Source organism: Chelativorans salis (assembly GCF_025336525.1).
GTDB lineage: Bacteria > Pseudomonadota > Alphaproteobacteria > Rhizobiales > Rhizobiaceae > Chelativorans > Chelativorans salis.
The window spans coordinates 72,869-99,210 of the sequence record NZ_JAOCZP010000015.1 but is presented as its reverse complement, the minus strand read 5'-3'; the positions used below and the strand labels follow the sequence as shown (position 1 = coordinate 99,210).

The 26,342-nt window shown below is 63.9% G+C and carries 22 protein-coding genes, 1 tRNA gene and 1 riboswitch; of the genes, 12 read left to right on the top strand and 11 right to left on the bottom strand.

All coding sequences use genetic code 11. From position 1 onward, the window contains the following. Window positions 1-26 precede the first annotated feature (26 nt). Entirely contained in the window at window positions 27-617 is a 591-nt protein-coding gene (gene rimP / locus N5A92_RS26725; RefSeq protein ID WP_260907647.1) for a ribosome maturation factor RimP, read from the bottom strand. A gap of 336 nt (window positions 618-953) precedes the next feature. Here rimP and N5A92_RS26720 point away from each other — a divergent pair, with 336 nt between their 5' ends. Continuing rightward, window positions 954-3,044 carry a sensor domain-containing protein gene (locus N5A92_RS26720; RefSeq protein ID WP_260907628.1) on the top strand — a complete coding sequence of 697 codons (2,091 nt, stop codon included), beginning with the start codon at window positions 954-956 and terminating at the stop codon, window positions 3,042-3,044. A gap of 153 nt (window positions 3,045-3,197) precedes the next feature. Continuing rightward, entirely contained in the window at window positions 3,198-3,359 is a 162-nt protein-coding gene (locus N5A92_RS26715; protein WP_260907649.1) for a hypothetical protein, read from the top strand. Here the strand turns inward: N5A92_RS26715 and trmB are convergent. The 5 genes from trmB to N5A92_RS26690 form a co-directional block, all read right to left on the bottom strand. After that, complete coding sequence (trmB, locus tag N5A92_RS26710; protein WP_260907627.1) at window positions 3,356-4,063, bottom strand: tRNA (guanine(46)-N(7))-methyltransferase TrmB; 708 nt, start codon at window positions 4,061-4,063, stop codon at window positions 3,356-3,358. The genes N5A92_RS26715 and trmB overlap by 4 nt on opposite strands. A gap of 200 nt (window positions 4,064-4,263) precedes the next feature. After that, entirely contained in the window at window positions 4,264-5,541 is a 1,278-nt protein-coding gene (metK, locus tag N5A92_RS26705) for a methionine adenosyltransferase (RefSeq protein ID WP_260907625.1), read from the bottom strand. Window positions 5,542-5,696: 155 nt separating this feature from the next. Further along, window positions 5,697-6,116 (bottom strand): helix-turn-helix domain-containing protein, encoded by a 420-nt coding sequence (locus tag N5A92_RS26700; RefSeq protein WP_260907622.1) that lies wholly within the window; start codon window positions 6,114-6,116, stop codon window positions 5,697-5,699. A gap of 121 nt (window positions 6,117-6,237) precedes the next feature. After that, window positions 6,238-7,785 (bottom strand): apolipoprotein N-acyltransferase, encoded by a 1,548-nt coding sequence (gene lnt / locus N5A92_RS26695; protein ID WP_260907620.1) that lies wholly within the window; start codon window positions 7,783-7,785, stop codon window positions 6,238-6,240. A 285-nt stretch (window positions 7,786-8,070) separates the two neighbouring features. After that, entirely contained in the window at window positions 8,071-9,258 is a 1,188-nt protein-coding gene (locus tag N5A92_RS26690; RefSeq protein ID WP_260907619.1) for an O-succinylhomoserine sulfhydrylase, read from the bottom strand. 38 nt (window positions 9,259-9,296) lie between these two features. Further along, a riboswitch (SAM riboswitch) is annotated at window positions 9,297-9,374 on the bottom strand. A gap of 78 nt (window positions 9,375-9,452) precedes the next feature. Between N5A92_RS26690 and N5A92_RS26685 the strand changes: the two genes are divergently transcribed. Continuing rightward, window positions 9,453-10,544, top strand: a complete 1,092-nt coding sequence (locus N5A92_RS26685) for a 2'-deoxycytidine 5'-triphosphate deaminase (RefSeq protein WP_260907617.1) — start codon at window positions 9,453-9,455, stop codon at window positions 10,542-10,544. A gap of 3 nt (window positions 10,545-10,547) precedes the next feature. On the opposite strand, the gene N5A92_RS26680 is transcribed toward N5A92_RS26685, so the two are convergent. Further along, entirely contained in the window at window positions 10,548-11,345 is a 798-nt protein-coding gene (locus N5A92_RS26680; RefSeq protein WP_425248655.1) for an ion transporter, read from the bottom strand. Window positions 11,346-11,471: 126 nt separating this feature from the next. On the opposite strand from N5A92_RS26680, the gene N5A92_RS26675 reads away from it, so the two are divergent. The 5 genes from N5A92_RS26675 to N5A92_RS26655 all read left to right on the top strand — a co-directional run bounded on the left by N5A92_RS26675 (window position 11,472) and on the right by N5A92_RS26655 (window position 17,785). Further along, window positions 11,472-11,546, top strand: a tRNA-Gly gene (locus N5A92_RS26675). A gap of 201 nt (window positions 11,547-11,747) precedes the next feature. Next, window positions 11,748-12,887: an efflux RND transporter periplasmic adaptor subunit gene (locus N5A92_RS26670; RefSeq protein ID WP_260907615.1), complete on the top strand. Its 1,140-nt coding sequence runs from the start codon at window positions 11,748-11,750 to the stop codon at window positions 12,885-12,887. After that, the gene (locus N5A92_RS26665; protein ID WP_260907614.1) at window positions 12,884-15,970 is read left to right on the top strand and encodes an efflux RND transporter permease subunit; all 3,087 of its coding nucleotides are present in this window, start codon (window positions 12,884-12,886) and stop codon (window positions 15,968-15,970) included. The genes N5A92_RS26670 and N5A92_RS26665 overlap by 4 nt, the downstream gene beginning before the upstream one ends. Before the next feature lie 67 nt (window positions 15,971-16,037). Next, window positions 16,038-16,337 carry a DUF6460 domain-containing protein gene (locus tag N5A92_RS26660; RefSeq protein WP_260907612.1) on the top strand — a complete coding sequence of 100 codons (300 nt, stop codon included), beginning with the start codon at window positions 16,038-16,040 and terminating at the stop codon, window positions 16,335-16,337. Between the two features lie 104 nt (window positions 16,338-16,441). Further along, entirely contained in the window at window positions 16,442-17,785 is a 1,344-nt protein-coding gene (locus N5A92_RS26655) for an MATE family efflux transporter (protein WP_425248654.1), read from the top strand. Between the two features lie 6 nt (window positions 17,786-17,791). Here the strand turns inward: N5A92_RS26655 and N5A92_RS26650 are convergent, their stop codons facing one another. Together N5A92_RS26650 and N5A92_RS26645 are read right to left on the bottom strand one after the other, a co-directional pair. Next, a complete protein-coding gene (locus N5A92_RS26650) occupies window positions 17,792-18,883 on the bottom strand; it encodes a quinone-dependent dihydroorotate dehydrogenase (protein ID WP_260907610.1) in 1,092 nt (363 codons plus the stop codon). Continuing rightward, window positions 18,880-19,227: a DUF952 domain-containing protein gene (locus N5A92_RS26645; RefSeq protein ID WP_260907609.1), complete on the bottom strand. Its 348-nt coding sequence runs from the start codon at window positions 19,225-19,227 to the stop codon at window positions 18,880-18,882. Before N5A92_RS26645 ends, N5A92_RS26650 begins: the two co-directional genes overlap by 4 nt. 134 nt (window positions 19,228-19,361) lie before the next feature. Here N5A92_RS26645 and N5A92_RS26640 point away from each other — a divergent pair, with 134 nt between their 5' ends. Next, window positions 19,362-19,802, top strand: a complete 441-nt coding sequence (locus tag N5A92_RS26640; RefSeq protein WP_260907608.1) for a hypothetical protein — start codon at window positions 19,362-19,364, stop codon at window positions 19,800-19,802. A gap of 16 nt (window positions 19,803-19,818) precedes the next feature. Here the strand turns inward: N5A92_RS26640 and N5A92_RS26635 are convergent, their stop codons facing one another. After that, a complete protein-coding gene (locus N5A92_RS26635) occupies window positions 19,819-20,193 on the bottom strand; it encodes a hypothetical protein (protein WP_260907607.1) in 375 nt (124 codons plus the stop codon). 195 nt (window positions 20,194-20,388) lie between these two features. Between N5A92_RS26635 and N5A92_RS26630 the strand changes: the two genes are divergently transcribed. After that, window positions 20,389-21,045 carry a response regulator transcription factor gene (locus N5A92_RS26630; RefSeq protein WP_260907606.1) on the top strand — a complete coding sequence of 219 codons (657 nt, stop codon included), beginning with the start codon at window positions 20,389-20,391 and terminating at the stop codon, window positions 21,043-21,045. A gap of 2 nt (window positions 21,046-21,047) precedes the next feature. Here N5A92_RS26630 and N5A92_RS26625 read toward each other — a convergent pair whose 3' ends face one another. After that, window positions 21,048-24,536, bottom strand: coding sequence for a PAS domain-containing hybrid sensor histidine kinase/response regulator (locus N5A92_RS26625; protein WP_260907605.1), 3,489 nt, complete (start codon window positions 24,534-24,536; stop codon window positions 21,048-21,050). Window positions 24,537-24,741: 205 nt separating this feature from the next. On the opposite strand from N5A92_RS26625, the gene mscL reads away from it, so the two are divergent. Together mscL and N5A92_RS26615 are read left to right on the top strand one after the other, a co-directional pair. Continuing rightward, entirely contained in the window at window positions 24,742-25,161 is a 420-nt protein-coding gene (mscL, locus tag N5A92_RS26620; protein ID WP_260907604.1) for a large conductance mechanosensitive channel protein MscL, read from the top strand. A gap of 15 nt (window positions 25,162-25,176) precedes the next feature. Further along, complete coding sequence (locus N5A92_RS26615) at window positions 25,177-26,340, top strand: pyridoxal phosphate-dependent aminotransferase (protein ID WP_260907603.1); 1,164 nt, start codon at window positions 25,177-25,179, stop codon at window positions 26,338-26,340. The last annotated feature ends 2 nt before the right edge of the window (window positions 26,341-26,342 follow it).

Sequence of the window (26,342 nt, the reverse complement as noted above, 5' to 3'; positions counted from 1 at the left end):
TCCGGCGCCGGCCGTATGATCTGCTTCTATTCCTCGGTTTCGGCGTCATCGCCGCGGCGACGCGCTTTCTTGCGCTCCCGCCGTTCTTCCTTGTCCTTCTTCAGCGCCTCGCGGACGAGCGCGTCCGTCAGCACCAGCTTTGCCTCGTCGATGGCCTCCAGCGGGATATCCACCAGCGGCTCCTCGCCTTCGGCCGTCTTGTCGCGCTCGATGGTCACCGCGCCGTCCGTGCAGGCGGCAATCCGGCCGCGAAAGCGCTTGCGCCCGCTGACCATCACCGAGGTCTCGATCTTCGCCAGATGGCCGACCGCGGCCTCGAAATCGGTGCGGCGCACCAGCGGGCGGTCGATACCGGGCGAGGATATCTCCAGGTGATAGGCGCTGTCGATCGGATCTTCGACATCGAGCGCCGGCGAGATGGCGCGGCTGGCCTCCTCGCAGTCCTCGACCGTCATCGAACCGTCCGGCCGCTCCGCCATGATCTGCAGCGTCAGCCCGTCCTGCGCCGAAAACTTGACGCGTACGAGCCGATAGCCCAGCGCACCGAGCACGGGCATGACGATACCGGCCACACGCGCCTCGGCGCCGTTCTCGCGGATGATGCGGTCGTCCTGCATCAGGTGTTTCACGCCTCCAACGCGGCCCCGCGGCTAACAAAAAAGAGCGGGACCGGTCGGACCCACTCTTCGCCTTAGAGACCAAGAATTTGCACCGCATATAGCCCACATGGGCGGCGGTTTCAAGCGCGGCGGCACAGGGTGGTGTCTCAGTTTGAATTTCGGGTTCCAGCCCGTTTCTGATACTCTGCTTTGCGCGAGATGGCGGATATAGACTAGGAAGCAGCCTCTCGCGCAAGAAATTCTTAGTTTCGTGAAAATAAAAACGGGATTATTAACGGAACCTTATACCGCGGCTACTAAGATAACCGATACGATAGATTACGGTACGCTGATATGGCAGTCTTGCGCTCCAGTATAGGCCGTAAAGGGCGGTCGGCCCCTGCCTCTTCAGAAGACCTGGAGAGACTGCAGGGGTTGCTTGATGCCATTCCTCTTCCTGTTTTCGTCAAAGATGCGCAATCCCATTTTCTTGTGCTTAATCAGAAGATGTGCGACTTCATGGGCGCGCCCCACGAGCAGCTTGTTGGCCGGACCGACTACGACTTCGTGCCAAAAGAGCAAGCAGATCTCTTTCAGCGCATCGACCGCCAGGTGCTTGAAACCGGCGAAATCAATGAAAACGAAGAGCCGTTGCAGCGCGACGGAGAAGTCCGAACTATTCTCACACGAAAGAAGCGCGCCTATCTGCCGGACGGCTCTCCCGCCATCGTTGCCTGCATCTCCGATATCACTGAATTGAAGCAACGGGAACTGTCGTGGAAGCTTCTCTTCGATCAAAACCCCGTCCCCATGTGGGTCTATGACAGGAGCACCCTGCGGTTCCTTGCGGTAAACCAAGCTGCAATCGATCTCTACGGCTATAGCCGCGAGCAGTTCCTGTCGATGACAGCTCTCGACATAAGGCCAAAGGAGGATACCGATGCCTTTCGCAAGGTTGCGAGGAGGACCGGTGGCTCCTCGTACCGGGCAAGCGGCGTTTGGCGCCATATAAAGGCTGACGGGACCCTGATCGAGGTTATCCCCTCCTCCCGGGCCTTCAAATACGACGGGCGCGCAGCTGAACTCGCGGCAATACATGACATTACAGACCTGAAACGCGCCGAGGCCCGCATTGCACATCTAGCAACCCATGACCCGCTGACCGATCTGCCGAACCGCGTCGGTTTCACCGAGCACATTGAAGCCTTGCTCCAGCAGGCAACGATGACCCAAAAGCCCTTCGCGGTGCTGTGCCTCGATCTCAACCGATTCAAGAACATCAACGATCTCTACGGGCACTCTGCAGGCGACGTGTTGCTCAAGGAAACAGGCCGCCGGCTCAGTGTCGCCGCAGAGGGCGCCTTTCTCGCGCGGGTCGGTGGTGACGAGTTCACGGTGCTTGTCAGCGACGGCGAACTGCCCGGAGCGGCGGTCAACACCGCCGATCGCTTGTTGGCGGCGATGGCAGAAGAAGTCGATGTTGGCGGCTACAAGCTCCGCGTCGAAATGAGCATCGGTATGGCGCTCTTTCCGAACGACGGAACCGACGCGGCCACGCTGCTCGCAAACGCCGACGCTGCTCTTCATCGCGCAAAGACAGGTGGCCGCGGGATGTTCCGCGCATTCGAACCGGAGATGGATAAACGCCTGAGGGAGCGCCGTGCTCTTGAACGCGACCTGAGTGCAGCCATCAGCCGAAACGAGTTGCAGCTATCGTATCAGCCGCAGGCGCTCGCCAGCGGTGAAATCACAGGTTTCGAAGCGCTGCTTCGGTGGCACAACCCCGAGCGTGGCCAAGTCTCGCCTGCTGTCTTCATCCCGGTTGCCGAGGAGAGTGGGCTGATCAACCCGATCGGGGAATGGGTACTGCGCCAGGCCTGTCGAGAAGCAGCGTCCTGGGCAAGGCCTCTGCAAATCGCCGTCAATCTCTCACCAATCCAGTTCCACGACGACCACCTTCCCGTCCTCGTGGCACAGGTGCTCCAGGAGACGGGACTTGCGCCAGAACGCCTTGAACTGGAAGTCACGGAAAGCGTGCTGTTTGATGATCTCGCGCGCACGACTTCGACGCTGCAGCGCCTGAAGGCGCTGGGTGTCAAGGTGGCAATGGACGACTTCGGGACCGGCTACTCCTCCCTTTCCTATCTCCAGGCGTTTCCCTTCGACAAAATCAAGATCGACAAGTCGTTCATTTCCCAGTTGGACGAGAACGTCAATTCCGCCGCGATCATACGCGCGGTCATCGGCCTTGGCGCGGGGCTTTCAATGGATGTCATAGCTGAGGGCGTGGAGACGGCCGATCAACTCGTTTTCCTTCGCAAGGAAGGTTGCCACAGCTTGCAAGGCTATCTCATTGGCAGACCGCAGCCGATCGAAGCGTATGCGGATCAGGTGGGCCGCTTCGAGAAACGAGTCAGGGGTGCGCGGGTGAAGACGCATCGTTGAACTCCGATTCCCGACTTCATGCCTGCTTCGTCGGTGTAGAGCTTCCTGCCGCATTGCACGGCGTAAATGCATGGCAGGAGTGCCGTATTAGCGCTACTTCCGGGGCAGCCGGGCACCTATCTTTGCTGCAATGCACAACCATTGGAGAGCAAGATGCGCGCGCGACGTTTCATGGTCGGAATTGGAGAGTTCTTCGACACCGTGGGCAGTGCGATGGCGGTTTCGGCTGCCGTGCGCGACCGCCGGCCGGCGCGCGCCGACGACCTCGCGCGCCTCGGCATCGACCCCGAGCAGTTTCGCCAGATCAGCCGCTAGTCCGCTTTCACCCGTATGAAGGTGAGGTAGGCAGGGGTCCGCCCCTCGCGCATGGCCTTTGCTTCATAGCGGGTGCTCGGCCAGCCCTCGTAGGGCTGGCGCCAGTCTTCGGCGCTTTCCGCCTCCCAGGCGAAGGCGGGATGGGCGCGGCAGTGCAGCAGCGTCCAGTTCACATAAGTGTCGATGTCGGAGGCGAAGCGGAAGACTGCGCCCGGCTTCATGACGCGGGCCAAGCGGTCGAGATTGGCGGGACCGACGAAGCGCCTCTTCCAGTGTTTTTTCTTCGGCCACGGGTCCGGGTAGAGCAGGTCGACACCCGACAGGGAAGCTGCCGGGAGCCAGTCTAGAAGCGCGGTGGCGTCGTCGTCGTATAGCCTCAGATTGACCGGCGCCGTTCCCTCGAGCGCCGAAAGCAGCTTGGCCATGCCGTTGACGAACGGCTCCACGCCGATGAAACCCCTATCCGGATATCGTTCCAGTTCGGCCAGCAGATGCTCGCCGCCGCCGAAGCCAATCTCCAGCCGCACGTCCGTGACGGGGTGAGCGAAGAGCGTGCGGATGTCTGTCGGCGCGGGAGAATCGAGGTCGAGCTTGAGGCGCGGTAAAAGCGCCTCAAGTGTTGCGCGCTGATGCGGGCGCAGCCGCTTGCCGCGGCGGCGGCCGAAGAAGGCTTCCGTCGATCGCTCGGGATGGTCGGCTGTCATCGGGTTCGTGTCGTTCTGTCGAGTTCAATGAGGACCGTAAGCAGTGCCCCTCGCTTGCGACTTCTAAGAGCTTAGCCTTCGGCTAAACCCAAGAAATCGCTTTCTCTCTCGCAAGGGAGAGAAAGGGCGCTGCACATCTGCCTCAGCCAATCACCAGCACCGCGGCGGTTGGCCGGGGGCCACCCGCTTCAGCCTTTATCCTAGGCAGCCGCCGCCAATGCCTGCTTCAGCGCCTTCACCAGGTCCATACGCTCCCAGGAGAAGGAGCCATCACGCCCGGGCTTGCGGCCGAAATGACCGTAGGCGGCGGTCTTGGCGTAGATCGGTCGGTTGAGATCGAGATGGCGGCGGATGCCGGAGGGCGACAGGTCCATGACCTCGCGGATCGCGAGTTCCACCTCCTCCTCGCTCACGCGGCCGGTGCCGTAGAGGTCCACATAGACCGAAAGCGGCTGAGCGACACCGATGGCATAGGAAAGCTGGATAGAGCAGCGGTCGGCTAGGCCTGCCGCCACCACGTTCTTTGCCAGATAGCGCGCGGCGTAGGCGGCCGAGCGGTCGACCTTGGTGGTGTCCTTGCCGGAGAAGGCGCCGCCGCCATGGGCAGCCGCGCCGCCATAGGTGTCGACGATGATCTTGCGGCCGGTGAGACCGGCGTCGCCGTCGGGCCCGCCGATGACGAACTTGCCGGTCGGGTTGATGTACCAGTTGCAGTCGTCGTCGATGGCCAGTCCGCCGGCGGAAAGCGCCTCGTGGATATAGGGCTCGACCACCTCGCGCACCTTTTTCGAGTCCCAGGTCGGGTCGAGATGCTGGGTGGAAAGCACGATCTCCGTGGCCGCTACCGGCTTGCCGTCGACGTAGCGTACGGTCACCTGGCTCTTGGCGTCGGGGCCGAGCTTGGCGGCATCTCCCTCGCCCGCCTTGCGGGCCTCGGCCAGGGCCTGGAGGATGCGGTGGGCGTAGTAGATCGGCGCCGGCATGAGGTCGGGCGTCTCGCGGCAGGCGTAGCCGAACATGATACCCTGGTCGCCAGCCCCTTCCTCGCCCTGCCGGTCGGCGGCGCTGTCGACGCCCTGGCCGATGTCCGGCGACTGGCCGTGGAGGAGCACGTCGATCTTCGCCGTCTTCCAGTGGAAACCGCCCTGCTCGTAGCCGATGGAGCGGATGGCGCGGCGCGCGGCGGAACGGAACTTCGAGGGGTTGATTGCGGGGTTGCCGCTCTTGTCCATCACGATTTCGCCGGCCTTGTCGCGTTTGAGCAGGCTCTCGGGCACACGGACTTCTCCGGCGATGATCACACGGTTGGTGGTCGCCAGCGTCTCACAGGCGACGCGGACCTTCCACAGGTCCATGCCTTCTTTCTTCGCCTCGCGGTAGACCAAGTCGACGATCTCGTCTGAGATGCGGTCGCAGACCTTGTCAGGATGGCCTTCGGAGACGGATTCACTTGTGAAGAGATAGTTTTTGCGCGCCACGGGTAACCCCTCTGAGAAAAAAACCGGCTCCACGCCGGCATTTGGCGGCACCTTGTTAGCCAATCGCCAGCGAACTGGTCAAGAAATTATGGATTCTGGCGCACCGCAAAGCAATAAACCGTTTGGTTATGCCCTACCGTGGAAGCCCAGTCGGCTCAGTCGTTGTGGGTAGATTCGGCTGCGAGAGCCTTAACCAGGTCGAGTACTTTGCGCCGCACTTTCGCGTCGGTGATCTTCACAAAGGCGCGGTTGAGCTGGATGCCTTCGGAGCTGTTGAGGAAGTCTGTGACGAAAGCGGTCCCTTCCTCGGCAAGGCCCGAGGCCGGTGTGCCGTCCTCGCCCGGAGCGCCTTCGAAGAAGAAGGAGACCGGCGCGCTCAAGATGGAGGCGATGGCTTGCAGGCGGCTGGCACCGACACGGTTGGTGCCCTTTTCGTATTTCTGGATCTGCTGGAATGTGATGCCTAGGCTTTCCCCCAGCTTTTCCTGGCTGATGCCCAACATGTTTCGGCGAAGTCTGATCCGGCTTCCGACATGGACGTCGATCGGGTTCGGCTTCTTTTTGTTGTTATTCATATATCCCTCGGCATCGGCTCAAAGACAGCCAACGAACTCGCGCCTCACCTGCGGGAATGCCCCCCGGTTGCAAACGCGTACAATGACTACCTGCGCATATGTGGAGCGCTCACACCCAATGTCAATTCGAGCGACCTCGTATGCTTAACAGTAATGAGAGAATGCCAAAAAACGTGACAAATGTCAGCCCGCGCGCCCGGATATGCCCAGTATTTAGGAATTTTGGTCTTGGCGCCGGCAGGCTCACGTCCAGTGCGCCGTGGGCTTGCGGGGCGAGGGCATCGATGATCCGACCACTGGAATCGATGGCCGCCGAAATGCCGCCGGCCGTCGCAGAAAGCAGCGGCAGACCAGCCTCGACGGCGCGGAGCTGGGCTTGGCGCAGGTGCTGATAGGGGGCGGGCGTGCCGGCGTAGCCGACATAGGCGGCTGGATTGACGATGATGCGGGCATCGCCCGCCTGGCGCGCCGCGATATCGGGAATGGCGGCCTCGCTGCCGATGAGGGGCAGCGCCCTTATCCCTTCGGCCACCGGTAGTAGCCGGCGCCTGGTGCCGGGTGCATATTCAGTTGCGTTAAAAGGCATTTCGATCCCGGCCAACAGGCGCGCGAAGGGTAGGTAGTCGGCAAACGGCAGGAGATGCAGCTTATCGGCGGCGTCGACGATCTCGCCGGTTCCATCGATGGCGATGATGGAGTCGTAGAGGCGCCGCGTGCCGGCGCTGGAGTCGGATTCGTCGCGCATGGCGCCAACGAGCAACACCTGCTCTTCATCGACGGCCTGCCCCAGCGCATCGAGCAGGTCCGGCCGCTCGGCCAGCACGAAGGGAACGGCCACCTGCGGCCACAGGATGAGCCGGGGGGTGGTAGCCGCGTCCGTGCCGGGGCCGCCGGAAAGCCTCAGATAGGAGTCGAAAGCCGCCTCGAACGGTCCTCTCGCCTGCCCGTCACCGATCTGGACGATGCGGACCTGCAGCAACGGGTCGGCCGGCGGCAGCGTGACGAGCCGTAGATAGCCGTAGCCGACGAATGCAGCTGCCAAAAGGGCGGCGAGGGCAAGCCCCGCGCGGGCGTGGCGCCCCGTCGCCAGAAGTGCGGGGGCGGAGAAGACGAATACGGCAAGCGCGCTAACGCCGAAGACGCCGATGACCTCGGCGGCCTGCATGAGAGGCGGCACCGGCATCGCCGCGTAGCCGACGGCGTTCCACGCAAAGCCCGATGTGAGGATAGAGCGAAGCCATTCGGCGACGCCGAAGCCGAAGGCGAGTGCAGCGATGCGGCCAAGCCCGTCACTCCACAAGAGGCGGGCGAGGAGTGTGGCGAAGCCGTAGAAGAGTGCCAGCAACGCCGGCAGGCCGAGAACAGCGAAGGGAATCGCCCAGGCGAGGCCGCCACCGGCAAAGCCGGCGCCAACCCACCACATGCCGGCCAGGAAATAGCCGAAGCCGAACCACCACCCGGTGGTGAAGGCCGGCAGAAACTGCCGCAGGCGGCCGCCCGTACCGACGGCGCCATCCAACAACCAGACGAGGATGGGAAAGGCGATAAAGCAGGCGGCCTGAAAGTCGACCGGCGCCAGCGCTAGCGATGCCACGGCGCCGGCGAGGAGAGCGACGAGCCGGCGTCGCCACCCCCACGACAGAATCACTCCTCCGGCAAGGCGCTTCATCGAGGTATCCGCCAACACGAATCGGGAAGATAGACTTACCAGCAGGCGGGGCGGCTTCCAATCGTGGGTGCTTTTGCTGCCGGCCTCGGGCTCAGGTTAGCGAAAGGGGGTCGACCCCCACTCCGCCTCGCTTCGCTCGGCACCTCTCCCCCGCTCGACGGGGGAGAGGAAGCGCCGGCCGTCCACTTTTGCGCCCTTCCTCTCCCCCATTTGGTGGGGAGAGGTGGATCGGCCAAAAGCCGAGACGGAGTGGGGGTAGGCAACGGTCGAAAGAGCAAACGACCGCTATGCCCGCTGCAGCGCCTGGTCGAGATCCTTGATCAGGTCTTCGGCGTCCTCCAGGCCCAGCGAGAGGCGCAAGGTTCCCGGGCCGATGCCGGCTTGCGCGCGGGCGTCGTCGTCGAGGTTCTTGTGCGTGGTCGTCGCGGGGTGGGTGACGAGGCTCTTGGCATCGCCGAGGTTGTTGGAGATGCCGATGATCTTGAGCGCGTTCTCGAAGGCGAAGGCGGCTTCCTTGCCGTCCTTGAGGTCGAAGCAGACCAGAGTCGAGCCACCCTTCATCTGGCGTGCCACGATCTCGGCCTGCGGATGGTCCTTGCGGCCGGGATAGACGACGCGGGAAACTTTCGGGTGTTCGGCCAGATAATCGGCGGCGCGCGCGGCGTTTTCCATCTGCTGGCGCACGCGCAGGGGCAGCGTCTCCAGGCCCTTCAGGAGCGTCCAGGCGTTGAAGGGCGAGAGGCTGGGGCCGGTGTGGCGGAAATAGTCGTGCAGGTGCTCGTCGATCCATTCCTTGTCAGAGAGGATGACGCCGCCGAGGCAGCGGCCCTGGCCGTCGATATGCTTTGTGGCCGAATAGACGACCACATGCGCACCGAGTTCCAGCGGCTTCTGCAGGAGCGGCGTGGCGAAGACGTTGTCGACGACGAGGCGCGCGCCGATGCCGTTGGTAAGCCTTGCGATGGCGGCGATGTCGCAGACTTCGAGTGTCGGGTTGGTGGGGCTTTCCAGGAAGAAGAGCTTCGTATTGGGACGCACCGCACCTTCCCATGCCTCGAGCGAGGCACCGTCGACCAGCGTCGTCTCGATGCCGTAGCGCGGCATCAGGGTCTCCACCACCCAGCGGCACGAGCCGAAGAGGGCGCGGGCGGCGACCACGTGGTCACCCGCCTTGAGCGAACACAAAAGTGCTGCCGAGACGGCGGCCATGCCGGAGGCGGTGGCGCGGGCATCCTCCGCGCCTTCGAGCGCGCAAACGCGCTTTTCGAACATGTCGACGGTGGGGTTGGCGTAGCGCGAATAGATGAAGCCGGGCTCTTCGCCCTTGAAGCGGGCCTCGGCGGCTTGCGCGCTTTCGTAGAGAAAGCCTTGGGTGAGGTAGATCGCCTCGGAGGTCTCGCCGAATTGCGAACGCAGCGTGCCCCCATGCACAAGGGCGGTCTGCGGCTTCCAGTCGTCGGAGTTATCTGTCATCGTCCCTGCTCACAAAAAAACCGGCCGCGAAAGCCGGTCGAGCAACGAGCGCGGCCTTTTAGCGACTTGTTTAACGTGGCTGCAAGCCGACCGGCCAAATCACCACGGGATAAATTCTCTTTAGACGCGGGAACGCCTTGCGTCAATCGCCGGGGGCGGTAAACGTCCCGGATCAGCCTTCCGACGGAGGATCGATGGCCATTGCGGGCATTTTGCCGGACACCGAGATCGCCACGCTGTTCGATAACGGCGCGCTTGCCGCGCCGCGCCCGCTCGACGCCGACCAGATCCAGCCGGCAAGCCTCGACCTCAGGCTTGGCGAGATCGCCTACCGCGTGCGCGCCAGCTTCCTGCCCGGCCCCGGTCATTCGGTGGCGGAGAAGCTGGGGCGGCTGAAGCTGCACGAATTCCGCCTCGACGAAGGGGCCGTGCTGGAGGTGGGGTGCGTCTATATCGTGCCCCTGATGGAGGGCCTCGCCCTGCCGAAGGACGTCTCGGCTTCCGCCAATCCGAAAAGCTCCACCGGCCGCCTCGACATCTTCACACGCGTGCTCACCGATAATGGCCACGAGTTCGACAAGATCGCCGCCGGCTATGCGGGTCCGCTCTATCTGGAGGTGAGCCCGCGCACCTTTCCGATTGTCGTGCGCCCCGGCTCGCGGCTCTCGCAGATCCGCTTCCGCCGCGGCAATGCGCTGCTCACCGAAGCCGATCTTGCCACGCTGCACGAGCGCGAGACGCTGGTGGCATCCGAGAAGCCCAATATCTCTGGCGGCGGCATTGCGCTTTCCATCGATCTCGGCGGCGGACGTGGCGACCTTATCGGGTACCGCGCCAAGCACCACACGGGGCTGGTCGACGTTGACCGCAAAGCCGCCTACGACGTGCCGGAATTCTGGGAGCCGCTCTACCACCACGGCTCCGCGGACCTCGTGCTCGACCCGGATGAGTTCTACATCCTCGTCTCGCGCGAGGCGGTGCACGTGCCGCCGGCCTATGCCGCCGAGATGACGCCCTTCGATCCGCTGGTGGGCGAGTTCCGCGTACATTATGCCGGCTTCTTCGACCCCGGTTTCGGCCACTCCGCCGCCGGTGGCACGGGCAGCCGCGCTGTGCTGGAAGTGCGCAGCCACGAGGTGCCGTTCATCCTCGAGCACGGGCAGATCGTCGGCCGCCTCGTCTACGAGAAGATGAGCGCGCTACCGAAGACACTCTACGGAACGGACCTGAAGTCGCACTATCAGGGGCAGGCGCTCAAGCTGTCGAAGCATTTTCGGCCCGCCTGATTCCTAAGGCTGCTTCGCCCCGCGCAGCGCCCTCACCTCTTCCCTGAGCGCCTTGATCTCGGCCAGAATCGCCTCTTGCTCGTGCTGCAGCGCGCTGCGCTCGGCAGTGGCTTCCGCATCGTGCTCGGCCTGCATAGCCGAGACGATGATGCCGATGAACAGGTTGAGCACGGTAAAGGTGGTGCAGACGATGAAGGGGATGAAGAACAGCCACGCCCAGGGAAATACCTCCATGACCGGCCGCACGATGCCCATGGACCAGCTTTCAAGCGTCATGATCTGGAACAGCGAATAGGCCGAGGCTCCGATAGTGCCGAACCAATCGGGGAAGGCGGCGCCGAAGAGCTTCGTCGCCATCACGGAGAACACGTAGTAAACGAGCGACAGGAGCAGCATGATCGAGCCCATGCCTGGAAGCGCGGCGACAAGCCCGCCGACCACCCGCTTGAGCGACGGCACGACGCTGACCAGCCTGAGCACCCGCAGGATGCGCAGCGCCCTGAGCACCGACAGATTGCCCGTCGCCGGCACCAGCGCGATGCCCACCACGGCAAGGTCGAAGATGCGCCAGGGATCGCGGAAGAAATGGACTCGGTAGATGGCGAGCTTTGCCAGCAGCTCGACGACGAAGACACCGAGGATAAAGCGGTCCATTGCCAGCAGGAGCGGGCCTGCCGCCTCGACCGCACGCTGCGAGGTCTCCAGACCCAACGTGATTGCGTTGACGATGATGAGGACGGTGATGGCCGTCTCGAAACGGCGGGATTCGATGAATTGCTTGAGCGCGTACACGGGCGGCATCGTCGGTTGATGAAGAATTGCGCAGAAGTGGTACTAAGGCGGCCTCGCGTCAAGCCGGGGCGACCGCCCATTCGCGAAAAGCCGCTTGACAGCTCGCACCGGCATGGCGATTTAATGGGCGCGCACGCGGGTGTAGTTCAGTGGTAGAACGCAAGCTTCCCAAGCTTGATGTCGTGGGTTCGATCCCCATCGCCCGCTCCACGATCTCAATTGTTTAGGCACCAACACCTTCGCTCCGCTCGCTTCGGCGGCGGCTTGGCTGCCGGCGTTGCTGCTTCTCTTGATGGTTATGCGATTATTATGCGGATTGATTATTCAGACTAGAGCGTATAGTTCCCTCTTCTGCTGCTGCATGGGGGGCGCCGGAGCTTGGCGGGCAGTGTCCAGCAAGGGGCCTTCCGCATGTTCAAGCGCTTTCTCATCGCATTCATACTTCTTGTTATCGTTGTTGGTGGCCTGGTCGGCTACAACCTTTTTCGCGACAGGATGATCCAGGACTTCTTCGCCAACATGCCGGTGCAGCCGGTCGCGGTGTCGACTGTCAAGCTGGAACCCACTGACTGGACCCCTTCCATCGAGGCGATCGGCACGATGAGCGCCATCAACGGCGTCGACCTCACGGTCGAGGTGGCGGGGATCGTTGACGAGATCCACTTTCAGGCCAACGATCGCGTCGAGAAGGGCGACGTCCTGGTGCAGCTCGACGATGCCACACAGCGTGCCGATCTTGCCGCCGCGCAGGCCCAGGCCGATCTGGACAAGACCAACCTGCAGCGTGCGCTCGAACTGCAGCGCCGACAGGTGGGAACGGAAGTGAACGTCGAATCGGCGCGTGCGGCGGCGGATGCGTCGGCCGCCGAGGTCGAGAAGGCGCAGGCTTCCCTCGACCAGAAGCAGCTCAAGGCACCCTTCGCCGGCGTTGCCGGTATCCCGCGGGTAGTACTCGGCCAGTACATCACGCCGGGAACGACCGTCGCCACCCTGCAGGACGTCGACACGATGCGTGTGGACTTCACGGTGCCGGAACAGGAATTCGGGCTGTTGAAGATCGGGCAGCCCGTGCGACTCGGCTCCGACGAGCAGAACCTGTCCTATACCGGCGCCATTCGCGGCATCGACCCAAAGATCGACCCGAGTTCCCGCCTGGCCAATGTACGGGCCGAGGTCGCCAATCCCGACGGCAGGCTGGTGCCGGGCCAGTTTGTAGAGGTGGAGGTCGTCCAGCCGGAGGAAAGCGACGTGCTGGCGCTGCCGCAGACGGCCGTGGTGACGAGCCTTTACGGCGACTACGCCTATGTGGTGCGGCCGGCCGAAAACGGCGAGGACGGGGCCGAACAGCCTTCGCTGGTCGTTAAGCAGGTGTTCGTGAAGACGGGCCGCCGCAGCGGCGCTGAGGTCGAGATCGTGGAGGGCCTTTCGGCCGGCGACCAGGTGGTGACGGCGGGGCAAAACAGGCTGAGCAACGGAGCGTCAGTTACTGTCGCCGATGGCGAGGGGAGAGGCGCCAAGACGCAGGAAAGTGCGAAGGTGACGAGAAAATGAGTTTCTCCGATATCTTCATCCGGCGCCCGGTTCTGTCCACGGTCCTGGGGGCGCTGATCCTCCTTCTTGGCCTCCAGAGCCTCGTCAATCTGCAGGTACGGCAGTATCCGGAGGTCGAGGAGACGGTGGTGACGATCACCACGACCTATCCGGGCGCCAGCGCGGACCTGATCCAGGGCTTCATCAGTGCGCCGATCGCCCGCGCCGTCTCGACCACCGAGAACATCGACTACGTCACCTCCCAGAGCCGGCCATCGGTCAGCGCCGTGACGGTGCAGATGCAGCTCGGCTCCAATCCCGATGTCGCGCTCACCGAGGTGATGTCTAAGGTCCAGGGAGTGCGCGGCGAACTGCCGGAGGACGCCGAGGACCCGGTCATCGTCAAGGGCACGGGCGAGCAGTTCGCGATCATGTATCTGGCGCTGCAGAACCCGAACATGACGCCCGAGCAGCTCACCGAATATATCGAGCGTGTCATCCGGCCGCGTGTCTCTACGATCCAGGGCGTGGCCGAGGTGCAGATACTGGGCGCTGCCGAATATTCGATGCGCGTGTGGATCGACCCGGTGAAGCTTGCCGCGCGCGGCATGACGGCGAGCGAGGTGCTCGATGCCATCAACGCCTCCAACTTCCTCTCCTCGCCGGGAAAGACCGAAAACACGGACGTCGCCTATTCCATCACCGTCCAGTCGACGCTGCAGTCTGCGGACGCATTCGGCGCCCTGCCCTTGAAGTCGGACGACAACGGCGGGGTGGTGAGATTGCGCGACGTGGCGCGTGTCGAGCTTGCCGCAGAGAGCACCGACACCATAGTCAACTTCAACGGCGAGCCCGGCACCTTCATCGGCATCTTCCCGACGCCGGCGGCGAACCCGCTCGACACGGCAGGTGCGGTCATCGAAGAATTACCGGCCATTCAGGCGAGCCTGCCGGAAGGCATGACCATCACCATGGTCTACGATGCGACGGAGCAGATCGGCGCCTCCATCGAGGAGGTGTTCAAAACCATCGCCGAAGCGGTGGCGATCGTCATCCTGGTTATCCTGCTCTTCCTCGGTTCGTTCCGCTCGGTGCTGATGCCGATCGTCACCATTCCGCTGTCGCTGATCGGCGTGTGCTTCGTCCTTTTCGCCTTCGGCTACTCGATCAACCTCCTGTCGCTGCTTGCCATGGTGCTGGCGATCGGCCTGGTGGTCGACGACGCCATTGTCGTGGTGGAGAACATCCACCGCCACATGGAGGAGGAGGGGATGTCGGCGATCCAGGCGGCCTTCAACGGCATGCGCGAGATCTCCTCCGCCGTCATCGCGATGACGATCACGCTTGCCGCCGTCTTTGCGCCGCTCGCCTTTACCGGAGGCCTGACAGGCGCGCTCTTCCGCGAATTCGCGGTGACGCTCGCCGGCTCCGTCATCATCTCCGGTATTGTGGCGCTTACCATCACGCCGATGATGGCGGCGCGCATCCTGAGGTCGGGCCAGCAAAGCCGCTTCCAGGCCTTCGTCGACCGGACCTTCGAGCGTGTCGAAAACCGCTACGAGCGGCTGGTCGCGGGCTCGCTGAAGTACCGGCCGGTGACGCTGATGATCGTCGTAGCGCTGGTGGCGGTGACGGGCTTCATGTTCCTCAATACCTCCAGCGAGCTTGCGCCGGAAGAGGACCAGGGCGCGCTTTTCTCGCTGGTGACCGCGCCGCGCTACGCGACGTCCGAATACACCTCCCAATACGTCGACAAGATGATGGATGCGACCGCGGACCTGCCGGAACTGAGGGCCAGCTTCTCGGCTGTCGCCTTCGGCGGCGGCACCAACCAGGCCTTCGCCGTCTGGGCCTTTAAGGACTGGGCCGACCGCGACCGCTCGCAGGCTGAAATCCAGCAGGATATCCAGGCCCGCATCTCCAAGATCACCGGCGTCGAGGCGCTGGTCTTCGCGCCGCCGACGCTGCCGGGCACCGGCGGCGGGCTGCCGATATCGCTGGTGATCCAGGCCATCGGCGACCCGAGCCAGGTCTATGAAGTGGCCGAGACCATCAAGCAGGAAGCCGAAGCTTCCGGCCGCTTCATCGTCGTGCAGAACTCGCTTTCATTCGATGCGCCGCAGGTGACGGTCTCCATCGACCGCGACCGCGCAGCGGCCTTGAACCTGCCGATCCGCGACATCGCCAGCACCCTGAGCCTGCTCGTCGGCGGCGGCTCCATCGCGCAGTTCGACCGCGACTCGCAAAGCTACGACATTATCATGCAGGTGCCGCAGGAATATCGGAACAATCCGGAGCGGCTGGGCAACCTTTTCGTGCGCAGCGTGACGGGCGAGATGGTGCCGCTTTCGGCGGTGGTGAACATCTCCACCAATGCCTCGCCCGCCTCCATCGAGCAGTTCAACCAGCTGAATGCGGCGACGATCTCCGCCCTTCCGCGCCCCGGCGTGACCACCGGCACGGGCTTGCAGACGATCGAGGACATCGCCAGGCGGAACCTGCCGGCCGGGTTCTTCATCGACTATTCGGGGCAGTCGCGGCTCGAGAGGGAGCAGGGCAACACGATCCTGATCGCCTTCGCGCTGGCCGTCGTGGTGATCTATCTCGTGCTTGCCGCGCAGTTCGAAAGTTTCCGCGATCCGCTCATCATCCTGATGTCGGTGCCGCTGTCGATCTTTGGCGCGATCATCCCGCTGAACCTGGGCCTGGGCACGCTGAACATCTATACGCAGGTGGGGCTGATCACGCTGATCGGGCTGATCACCAAGCACGGCATCCTGCTCGTCGAGTTCGCCAATCAGCAGCGCGAGCTGCATGGGATGCGGCGGCGCGATGCGATCGTCGCTTCGGCACGAGTGCGGCTTCGGCCGATTCTGATGACGACGGGTGCCATGTCCCTGGGCGTGGTGCCGCTGATCATCGCCTCGGGCGCGGGCGCGGCGGCGCGGTTCTCCATAGGTCTCGTGATCTTCACCGGCATCCTGGTCGGAACGATGTTCACCCTCTTCGTCGTGCCGATGTTCTACACCTTCCTTTCGGGCAAGGACTTGCCGGAACACGCGGAGAAGCCGGATCCCAAGCTGATGCCGGCGTTGCCGGATTGAGGCGCCCAGCGGGCTCCGCTGCATTTTGCCGCCATGCTTGCGCCGGCCATGCACAAGCAATATGTGCATGGCCGGCATTCAACGTCTTGAACAGGGTGAAGCCGTGTCGGCATTGACGAGATTCCTGGGCGACAGCCCGTTGCGCGTGATCGTGAAACTGCTGGTGATCTCCCTGATCGTCGGCTTTGTCATGAGCGCGTTCCATTGGTCGCCGTGGGATATCTTCGATGCGCTGCGCGACACGGTGGTGCACATCTGGGACATGGGCTTTGCCGCGCTCGGCAATTTCTTCCGCTATATCGTGCTCGGGGCGGTGATCGTTGTGCCTGTGTTCTTCATCCTGCGGCTTCTGAGCTATCGGCGATAGAGCGCCGGCTGGTCCAGCACAAATCTGCCGGAGAGCCTTGCGCCTCGACGCCCGGAAAGGGCATCGATGCGGCAATGCTTCCGCAAAACCATCCGGAGCTGCCCGTGGATCAAATCCCGTCCGAAACCCGCAGCACGCTTGCCTTCGAGGTGACGAACCGGCGCGTCCTGACGATCGCCGTGCCGATGACGCTTGCCTATCTCACGACGCCGCTGCTTGGCATCATTGATACGGCGGTAGTGGGGCAGTTGGGCAATGCGGCGCTGCTGGGCGGGCTGGCGGCGGGCGCCATCGTCTTCGACGTCGTCTTCAACACATTCAACTCCCTACGCTCGAGCACCACCGGGCTGGTGGCGCAGGCGCATGGGCGGGACGATGCGCAGGAGGAGCGGTCAATCCTCATACGCTCGCTGGCGGTTTCGGCGGGCGTGGGTGGGGTGCTTATCCTGCTTGCCGCAGGCATTGCAGCGCTGGGCGTGTGGTTCATCAATCCGGAGCCTGCCGTGGCCGAGGCCATGCGGGTTTACATTGGCATCCGCATGCTGGCAGCGCCACTGACGCTGATGAATTTCTCCATCCTCGGCTATGTGCTGGGGCGCGGGGAAGGCAGGCTTGGGCTCTGCCTCCAGGTGGTCTTGAACGGTTCCAATATTGCCTTGTCCATCCTGCTTGGCCTGGTGCTCGGATGGGGGCTGGAAGGCGTGGCGTGGGGCACGGTGGGCGGTGAGCTTGTCGGGATCCTTGCCGGCGGCGCCATCCTGGCCCGACGCTTTGGCAAGACGCCACGGCCCGCCCTCTCCCGCATATTCGACATGGCGGCCATGCTACGCATGCTGGCGCTAAACCGCGATATCATGGTGCGCTCCTTCGCCCTTCTGGCGGCCTTCGCGCTCTTTACGCGGCAGGGGGCGCAACTCGGCACGCTGACGCTCGCCGCCAATGCGGTGCTTCTGAACTTCTTGCTAGTGGCCGGCTATTTCCTCGATGGCTTCGCCACAGCGGCCGAGCAGCTCGCCGGGCGGGCGATCGGCGCGCGCTACGCCCCGGCCTTCCGTAAAGCAGTATGGCTCACCGCTCTTTGGGGCTTTGCGCTTGCTGCCGGCGCTACGGCCATCTTCCTCGTTTTCGGGGAGACCTTCGTCGCGTTCGTCACCACCGCGCCCGGCGTGCGCGAGGTGGCATCCGCCTATCTGCCTTGGGCCGCCTTCATCGCCATCAGCGGGGTGCTTGCCTTCGAGATGGACGGCATCTTCATCGGCGCAACTTGGTCGCGCGACATGCGCAACATGATGCTTCTGTCCTTCGCCGCCTATATCGCATGTCTCTTCTGGCTCGGCGCCGCCTTCGGCAATCACGGCTTGTGGGCGGCGTTGCATATCTTCCTCATCGTGCGGGGCCTGAGCCTTGCCGCCATCCTGCCGAAACGGGCGCGGGCGGCATTCGCCTGACAACGCTCAGTCGAGGGGCCGTGCTGCCCAGTCGTCGGCATGGCTGTCGCGTATTTCGGCGATGGAAGCGAGGCCTTGGGCTTCCAGATAGGCGTCCATGTCCCGGACAATTCGTGCGGCAAGGCTAGGGCCTTCGAAGATCATGCCGGTGTAGAGCTGCACGAGGTCGGCGCCGGCGCGGATCTTCTCCAGTGCCGTCTCCGCCGAATGAACGCCGCCGACACCGATAATCGGCAGCCACGGCCCGATGAGCCGACGCATCTTGGCCAGCACGGTGGTCGAGCGCGGGAAAAGCGGTGCGCCGGAAAGGCCGCCGGTCTCGTTGGCGGCGATATCCGTTACGCCGTTGCGCGAAAGCGTCGTGTTGGAGACGATGAGCCCGTCCACCCGCTTGTCCAGCACTTCCGCCGCGATATCGGCCAGCGCTTCCTCGGAAAGGTCCGGCGCGATCTTCAGGAATACCGGCGTGCTCGACCCCAGCCCGGTGTTCCGGCTGTCGCGCGCGGCCATGACGCGGGCCAGCAGCTCGGAAAGCTGCTCCCTGCCCTGCAGTGCGCGCAGGCCGGCGGTGTTGGGCGAGGAGATGTTGACCGTCAGATAGGAGGCCACCCCGGCGAAGAGGCGCACACCCTCCTCGTAGTCCGCCACGCGATCGGGACTGTCGCGGTTGGCGCCGATATTGACGCCGACAATGCCGCCGCGGGGCGCACGGGCGACGAGCCGGGCAAGGACGCTTTGATGGCCTTCGTTGTTGAAGCCGAGCCGGTTGATGACCGCGCGATCCTCGATGAGCCGGAATAAGCGCGGCTTCGGATTGCCCTCCTGGGCGCGCGGTGTGATGGTGCCGCATTCGGTGAAGCCGAAGCCGAGCCTGAGGAGCGCATCCGGCACCTCGGCATTCTTGTCGTAGCCGGCGGCCATGCCGAGCGGATTGGGGAAGGAGAGCCCCGCCAGCGTAAGGGAAAGCCTGTCGGAAAGGGGCGGTGGACTGCACAGGGGAACACCGCTCTTCAACGCGGCAATGGAAAGCCCGTGCGCCCGCTCCGGATCGAGCGCGAAGAGCAGCGGCCGGCTGGCGAGGTCGAGCAGGCGCTTCATGCGGCGAGCGGCGGGAACTGGTGCCGGCCGTCATCCCCGAGCGGCATCGGCCTGACCCAGCGCACGTCTGAAAGCGCCAACGACGCGTAAAGATGCGGGAAGGGCTGTCCGCCGCGCGAAATCTCGTATCTAAGCGCTTCGCCGAGCGCTGTCTCATCCACCGCGATGAGGACGAGATCGTCTTGCCCGGTGAAGTGCTTTTCGGCGGTCTCGCGCAGTTGGCTGTCGGTGGAGAAGTGGATGAAGCCGTCGGCGTGGTCGATCGGCGCGCCGGTAAAAACGCCGTCCCGCTCGGCCTGGCGCCACAGCGCTGCGGGACAGATCTTGTAGATCAGCTTTGCCATGAGGGCGCTATAATGCCTATGAAGGTGGAGCGAAAGTGACAGGCGGTCGCGGAAAGCGCTTTTGCACGAACCTATTTGCGGCGCATTCGCCGCCTATGCGAAAAAGAAGCAATCGAGCTTCTGGGAGTAAAACAATGCGAGTTCCGGTCGCCGCCGCAACAGCGCTTCTTCTGCTGGCCCCCGCCGGCTTTGGCGCACAGGCATACGCGCAAGGAGCGGAGCGTTTCCGCCTGGAAAAGACGGAAAGCGGTTATATGCGCATGGACACCCAAACCGGCGCCATGTCGCTCTGCCGCGAACGCTCTGGCCAGCTTGTCTGCAATGTCGCCGCCGACGAGCGCGAGGCGTATGAAACGGAGATCGAGGCCCTACGCGAGAGGGTTTCCGCGCTCGAAGCCCGTGTCGAGGCCCTTGAGGAGCGTGCCGGGGAGGTGACGTCCACGCTGCCGAGCGAAGAGGAGTTCGAGCAGACGCTCGGCCTGATGGAGCGTTTCTTCCGCCGCTTCATGGATATCGTGAAGGGACTTGAAGAAGACAGGGGCCAGGAACAGGGCGCCACGCCCAACCGCACCTGATTGCGGCTTTCAGGCGTCAGACGGCGCCGCGGGCGATACGCACGAAGAGCGAGGCGGCGAAAAACGAGCAGGCAATGGCGTAGCTGTTGCGGGCGAAGAACACATAGACGTCGCGCAGCACCGCCGTGAAAACCGCCTTGCCCTCGGCGCCCGCCGGGCGGGCAGCCTTGTCCAGGCAGGTCCACACCTCGGTGCGCTTGGGGTTCTGCCGGGGTGCGATCTGCGCCTTGATGATGAGAATCTCGGCCATGGCCAAGGTCAGGGCCGCACCTGCGAAAAGGGCAAGCTCCAGATCGAACGACAGGCTCACCATGATAAGGACGATGGCCAGTGCGCCAAACATGACGGCGCGGCCGATGCAGACAATCGCGGTATTGCGTATCTTTTCCATCGTTAAATGCATTGCCTTTGCGTGCCGATCTCTTTGCCGGTGCAATGTGGCGTCCGCCATTTTGTTCCACGCAATTGGGCGGGACAATGGGCGATCGCGCAAGCCGCTTGAAAACTGCAGCCATCCTCGCATAATCAGCCGCTATCCCGCTGCGTGAAAAAAACGATAACTTGGCGGGAAAACGGGGAGGGTTTCTTGCCGGGTTACCGTTTCGTGGTCGCCGACGACCATCCGCTTTTCAGGGGAGCGTTACAGCAGGCGCTCGCCGGCTTCGGCGCCGATTGCGCCATTTTGGAAGCCGGCGATTTCGACAGCGTCAAGGAGCTGATCGCCGAGGACGCGGAGATAGACCTGGTGCTTCTGGACCTGGCGATGCCCGGCGCCAGCGGGCTTTCCGGACTGATTGCCCTGCGTGGATTCAGCCCGGCCATGCCCATCGTCGTTGTCTCGGCCTATGACGATCCGCAGACAATACGCCGCGCGCTGGAACTCGGCGCCTCAGGCTTCATTTCCAAATCCGCGCGCATGGAGGAGATGCGTCGCGCCGTCCAAACGGTGCTCGATGGCGGCATTTACACACCCGAGGAGATCGAGCTCGGCGAGGAGGGCGATCCTGAAATCTCCGACCTCATCAGACGCCTGCATACGCTTACGCCGCAGCAGACGCGGGTGCTCGCCATGCTTGCCGAGGGGCTGTTGAACAAGCAGATCGCCTATGAGCTTTCCGTCTCCGAGGCCACCATCAAGGCACATGTCTCCGCCATCCTGCAAAAGCTGGGCGTCGACAGCCGCACCCAGGCGGTGATCCTGCTCTCGCGCATCGGCACCGATCCGCTTTCGGAGGGGGTGTAGCCTTACTCCGCCGCCTGCACCTGGCGGTAGCGCGTCAGCAATGCGCGGAGGGCGGCTGGCTTCACGGGTTTGTTCAGAACGGCGATGTCCATCGCCTCGGCCGCTGTGCGCACCTCGCTCGTGCGGTCGGCGGTGACGAGCACGGCCTGGATATCCGCGCCCCACACACGGCGCAGGCGGCGGACGGCCGAAAGCCCGTCTTCGCCGTCGAGATGATAGTCGGCCAGAATGATGTCCGGCCGCATCTCCAGCGGACGGCGCGCGTCCAGTTCGGGCGTCCCGGTGACTGTCCTGACGCGGCAGCCCCACCCTTCCAGGAGAAGCCGCATGCCGTCCAGGATGCGGTCGTCATTGTCGATGCATAGAACGTCGAGCCCCGCCAGGATCACGTTCGGGCGGATTTGCGGCACGGCGGGCTCCAACTGCGCATCGGCCAATGCTGCGCTTGCCGGCAGGATGACAGAGAAGCGGGTGCCTTTTCCGCGCTCGGACTGGAGCTGTATCTCCAGCCTGAGGACGCGGGCGATGCGATCGACGATGGACAGGCCGAGGCCCAGCCCCCGCGCCTCGCGCATGCCCTCGTCGAGCCGCGTGAACTCACGGAAGACGGCGTTGAGCTCACCGTCGGCGATGCCGATGCCGGTGTCGAAGACCTGCAGCTCGACCAGTTCCCCACGCCGCCGCGCGCCCACCAGGACGCGGCCTTTGCGCGTGTATTTGACGGCATTGGAGACCAGGTTCTGCACCAGTCGGCGGAAGAGGTTGCGGTCCGTCTTCACGGCAAGTGACGAGGGCACGATGGTGAGTTGCAGGCCTTTCTCTGCGGCGAGCGGCTGGAAGTCAGTGGCGATCTGGCGCAACAGCCCGTCCAGCTGGAAGACCGTCTCGGCGGGCTTGAGCGCGCCAGTGTCGAGACGCGATATATCGAGCACCGCGCCCAGGATGGCCTCGACCGAATCGAGCGACGAATCGATATTGTCGACCACGGAGCGCAGGTCTTCCCTGTCCAGCTTCTCCCTGAGAGGTGCGCAGTAAAGACGCGCGGCGTTCAGCGGCTGCAGGATGTCGTGGCCGGCGCCGGCCAGGAAGCGTGTCTTCGACAGATTGGCTTCCTCCGCCAGCATCTGCGCCTGCGCCAGCTCCTCGTTGACGCGCACCAGTTCGGCCGTGCGGCTTGCAACACGCTGCTCCAACGTCTCGTTGGCGCGCTTCAGAGCCATGTCGGCCTCGACGCGCGCGGTGATGTCGGTATAGGTGGCGACGATACCGCCGCCGGGCATGAGGTTGGAGCGGATCTCCATGATGCGGCCGCTGTTCTGCAGCCTGAGTTCCCAGGGTAAGCCGAAGGCGGTCAGCCGGTCGAGGACCGTCTTTTCTGCATCGTGGGCAAGGTCTCCGCGGGCGATCAGGTGGTTGACGATCCGGCTCAAGGACACACCCACCTGCCCCATGGCGTCGGGCAGGTCGAGCAGCGTGCGGAACTGGCGGTTCCAGCAGGTGAGCCGGAAGTCCTGATCGAAGACGGTGATCCCCTCCTCCATCTGGTCTAGCGCAGTCTGCAAGAGGTCGCGGTTGTGCTGCAGGGCCATTGATGCGTCGTCGAGCAGCCGCATGGCGTCTCGCGGCGAGCTGTCGTTGCGCTGGAACAGGAGTGACAGGATAAGCCTGGCAGAGGAGGAGCCGACGGCGCTGGCGAGCAATTGCTCAGAAAAGCGGATGACGGCCATGCTGGCCTGCTCGTGGCCGTTGAGCGGCGTCCCCTGCTCGGCCTCGAAGGTGAGGAAGGAGCGCTCCGTGCGCTCCACGCCCAGATAGCGCGAGATGGTGTCCTTCAGGTCATTGATGGTGACAGCCGTGCGGAAGCGGCGCAGGCTGGGCATCGGTGTGGCGTCGCGCGGCACGAAGATCGCCGCCTGGATGCGCTCCTGCGGCTTGGCGGCGCGCGACAGCGAGCCAAGGATGAAGAACAGCATGTTGACCGACAGGCTCCACAGCACGCCGTGATTCAGCGGCTCGCCGACCGTGCCGAAGAGCGCCTGCGGGCGCAGCGCCTCGATGCCGAAGGGGCCGTGGGTGATGATCTCGGTTCCCGCCGGCGCCAGAGAGGGGAAGAGCAGCGTGTAGGCCCAGACGGCAAAGCCGGCGCCCATACCGAGAAGCGCGCCGCGGCTGTTGGCCCCGCGCCAGATGAGACCGCCGAAGAAGGCGGGGGCGAACTGGGCGATGGCGGCGAAGGAGATCAGGCCGATGGCCGCCAGGCGGATGTTGGTGGTGATCTCGCGATAATAGAGGAAGGCGGTGAACAGGATGATGAAGATCGCCGCGCGGCGGATGTTGAGGATGACGGCGGACCAGTCCTCCTTCTCCCGGCTTTCGGACCTCAAAAGCCGCCGCACGAAAAGCGGGATGACGAGATCGTTGGAGATCATGATCGACAGCGCCACGCTGGCGACGATCACCATGGCGGTCGCCGCCGACAGGCCGCCGATGAAGGCGAACATCGCCAGGAAGTCGTGCCCGGACAGGAGCGGCAGGGCGAGGACGTAAAGGTCGGCGTTGGTGCGCGCGCCCACGACATGCAGGCCGGCGAAGGCGATGGGGATCACGAACAGGTTGATGAGCACGAGATAGAGCGGGAAGAGCCAGACGGCGGTCTTCAACTCGTCCTGGCTCTTGTTCTCGACGATGGTGACGTAGAACTGGCGTGGCAGCATGACGATGGCGCAGGCCGACAGCGTGGTCATGACAATCCAGGTGGCGAGCGAGGTGGGGTGGGCGAAGGCGCTGGCCACCTGCGGCTCTGACGCCACGCGGCTCGCCAGTTCCGCCGGACCGTCGAACAGCACGAAGGTCACCGCCACGCCGACGGCGAGGAAGGCCGCGAGCTTGACGATCGATTCCACCGCCACGGCGAGCACCAGCCCGTTCTGGTGCTCGGTGGCGTCGGCATGACGGGTGCCGAACAGGACGGCGAACAGTGCCAGGAGCATTGCCACGATCAGCGAGATGTCACCGATGACGAGGTCGATGTTGGGCGGCGCGCCGGTGTAGTGCTCCACCATCAAGTTCACGGAATCGGAGATCGCCTTCAGCTGCAGTGCGATATAGGGGATGGTGCCCGAGGTGGCGATGAGGGTGGCGACCAGGGCGACGGCGAAGCTCTTACCGTAGCGCGCGGCCAGGAAATCGGCGATGGAAGTGATCTTCTCGCTCTTGGCCAGCCGTATGATGCGGGCGATGAGGCGGTTGGCGAAGAGGAAGACGAGCACCGGGCCGATGTAGATGGCCAGGAACTCGAAGGCGCGCTCCGAGGCGAGCCCGACCGAGCCGAAGAAGGTCCACGAGGTACAGTAGATGGCAAGGCTGAGCGCATAGATGAACGGCCGCGACCCGGCGTTGCGGATCGCTGCCCGTCTGTCGCCATGGCTCGCTATCACGAAAAGCAGCGTGACATAGGCGATGGCGATGATGCCGATGACCCACCCCTGCACGGCGGACCCTTATCCTCCCAAGATGACGGAGCCAAGCACAGCCGGGCCGGGCTGCGCAATGCTTCTTTCGCTGGGGCTGCAGGTGCAAGTGTATAAAGCGCAGAGCGGACGCTTACCAAGCTCCGCGCTTTTGCTATTCTCGCGGCGCATATGCGGCGGAGCATGTTGTTGTCCGGCTGTTTCACGGAACGTGAGGGAAACGGAAATGTTCAACGAGTTCAAGGAATTCATTGCCCGGGGCAACGTGATGGACCTTGCCGTGGGCGTCATCATCGGCGGCGCCTTCGCCCTTATCGTCAGCTCGCTGACCGAGGACATCATCATGCCGATCGTCGGGGCCATCTTTGGCGGCATCGATTTCTCGAACTATTTCATTCCGCTCACCTCCGGCATCACGGCGGACACGCTGGAGGCGGCGCGCGAGCAGGGGGCGGTCTTTGCCTACGGCAATTTCATCACCGTCCTCATCAATTTCCTCATCCTCGCCTGGATCATCTTTCTGATGGTGAGGAGCGTGAACAACCTGCGTCGCAAGCAGGCCGAGGCGCCGGCGGCACCGGCAGCGCCCCCGCAAGACATTCAGCTGTTGACGGAAATCCGCGATCTGCTGGCAACCAAGAAGTAACAAAAGGAACAGGGCATGAGCCTGAAGGAGATGCTGCGCGGCGAGGCGCGTGCAGCGCCAGCGAGCGGCATTGTGTCCGTGGTCGACCATGCGCGCGGGCGCGAGGGGCTTATTCCCCTGTGGGTGGGCGAAGGCGACCTGCCAACGCCGGATTTCATCCGCGACGCGGCGATGGGAAGCCTTGCCGCAGGCCACACCTTCTACACCTGGCAAGGGGGCGTCCCGGAGCTTCGTGCAGCGCTTGCGCGCTATCACAGCCGCGTCTTCGGGCGAGGCTTTGCGCCGGACGAGTTCGTCGTCACCGGCGGCGGCATGCAGGCGATCCAGCTTGCGCTGCAGGCTGTGGCCGGCGCCGGTGACGAGGTGATCTACTTCAGCCCGGCATGGCCCAACTTTCCCGCCGCACTCGGCATCGCCGGCGGCAAGCCGGTGCCGGTGTTGCTCGATTTTTCGGAGAACGGCTGGAGCCTCGACATCAACCGTGTCGAAGCGGCGATCACGCCGCGCACGCGCGCGCTCTTCGTCAACACCCCGTCGAACCCAACGGGCTGGACGGCCGACCGTGCAACGCTGGAGGCGCTGCTCGATCTGGCGCGGCGGCACGGGCTGTGGATCATCGCCGACGAGATCTACACGAAGTTCTTCTATTCGGGTCGGCACGCGCCGTCCCTGATCGACATCGCATCCGACGACGACCGCATTCTCTTCGTCAACTCGTTTTCGAAGAACTGGGCCATGACCGGCTGGCGCATCGGATGGGTGCGGGCGCACGCGTCACTCGGCCAGGTGTTCGAGAACCTGGTGCAGTATTCCACTTCGGGCGTCGCAGAGTTTATGCAGCGCGGGGCGGTGGCTGCGCTCGATGAGGGCGATTCCTTCATCGACGAGCAGGTCGAGCGGGCGCGCCACAATCGCGACCGGCTGTGCGCGGCCTTGCGGGCAACGGGGCGGGTGCAACTGGCGGTGCCCGACGGCGCCTTTTATCTCTTCTTCGCCATTGATGGCCTGGAGGATACGCGCAGCGCGGCCATCCGGATCGTCGACGAGACAGGCGTTGGACTGGCGCCGGGAACGGCTTTCGGCGCCGGCGGGGAACGTTTCTTCCGCCTCTGCTTCAACCGCAGCACGGATCAGATCGAAGAAGCAGCCGAGAAGCTGGCGAGGTGGGCGGCGGAGTAGGT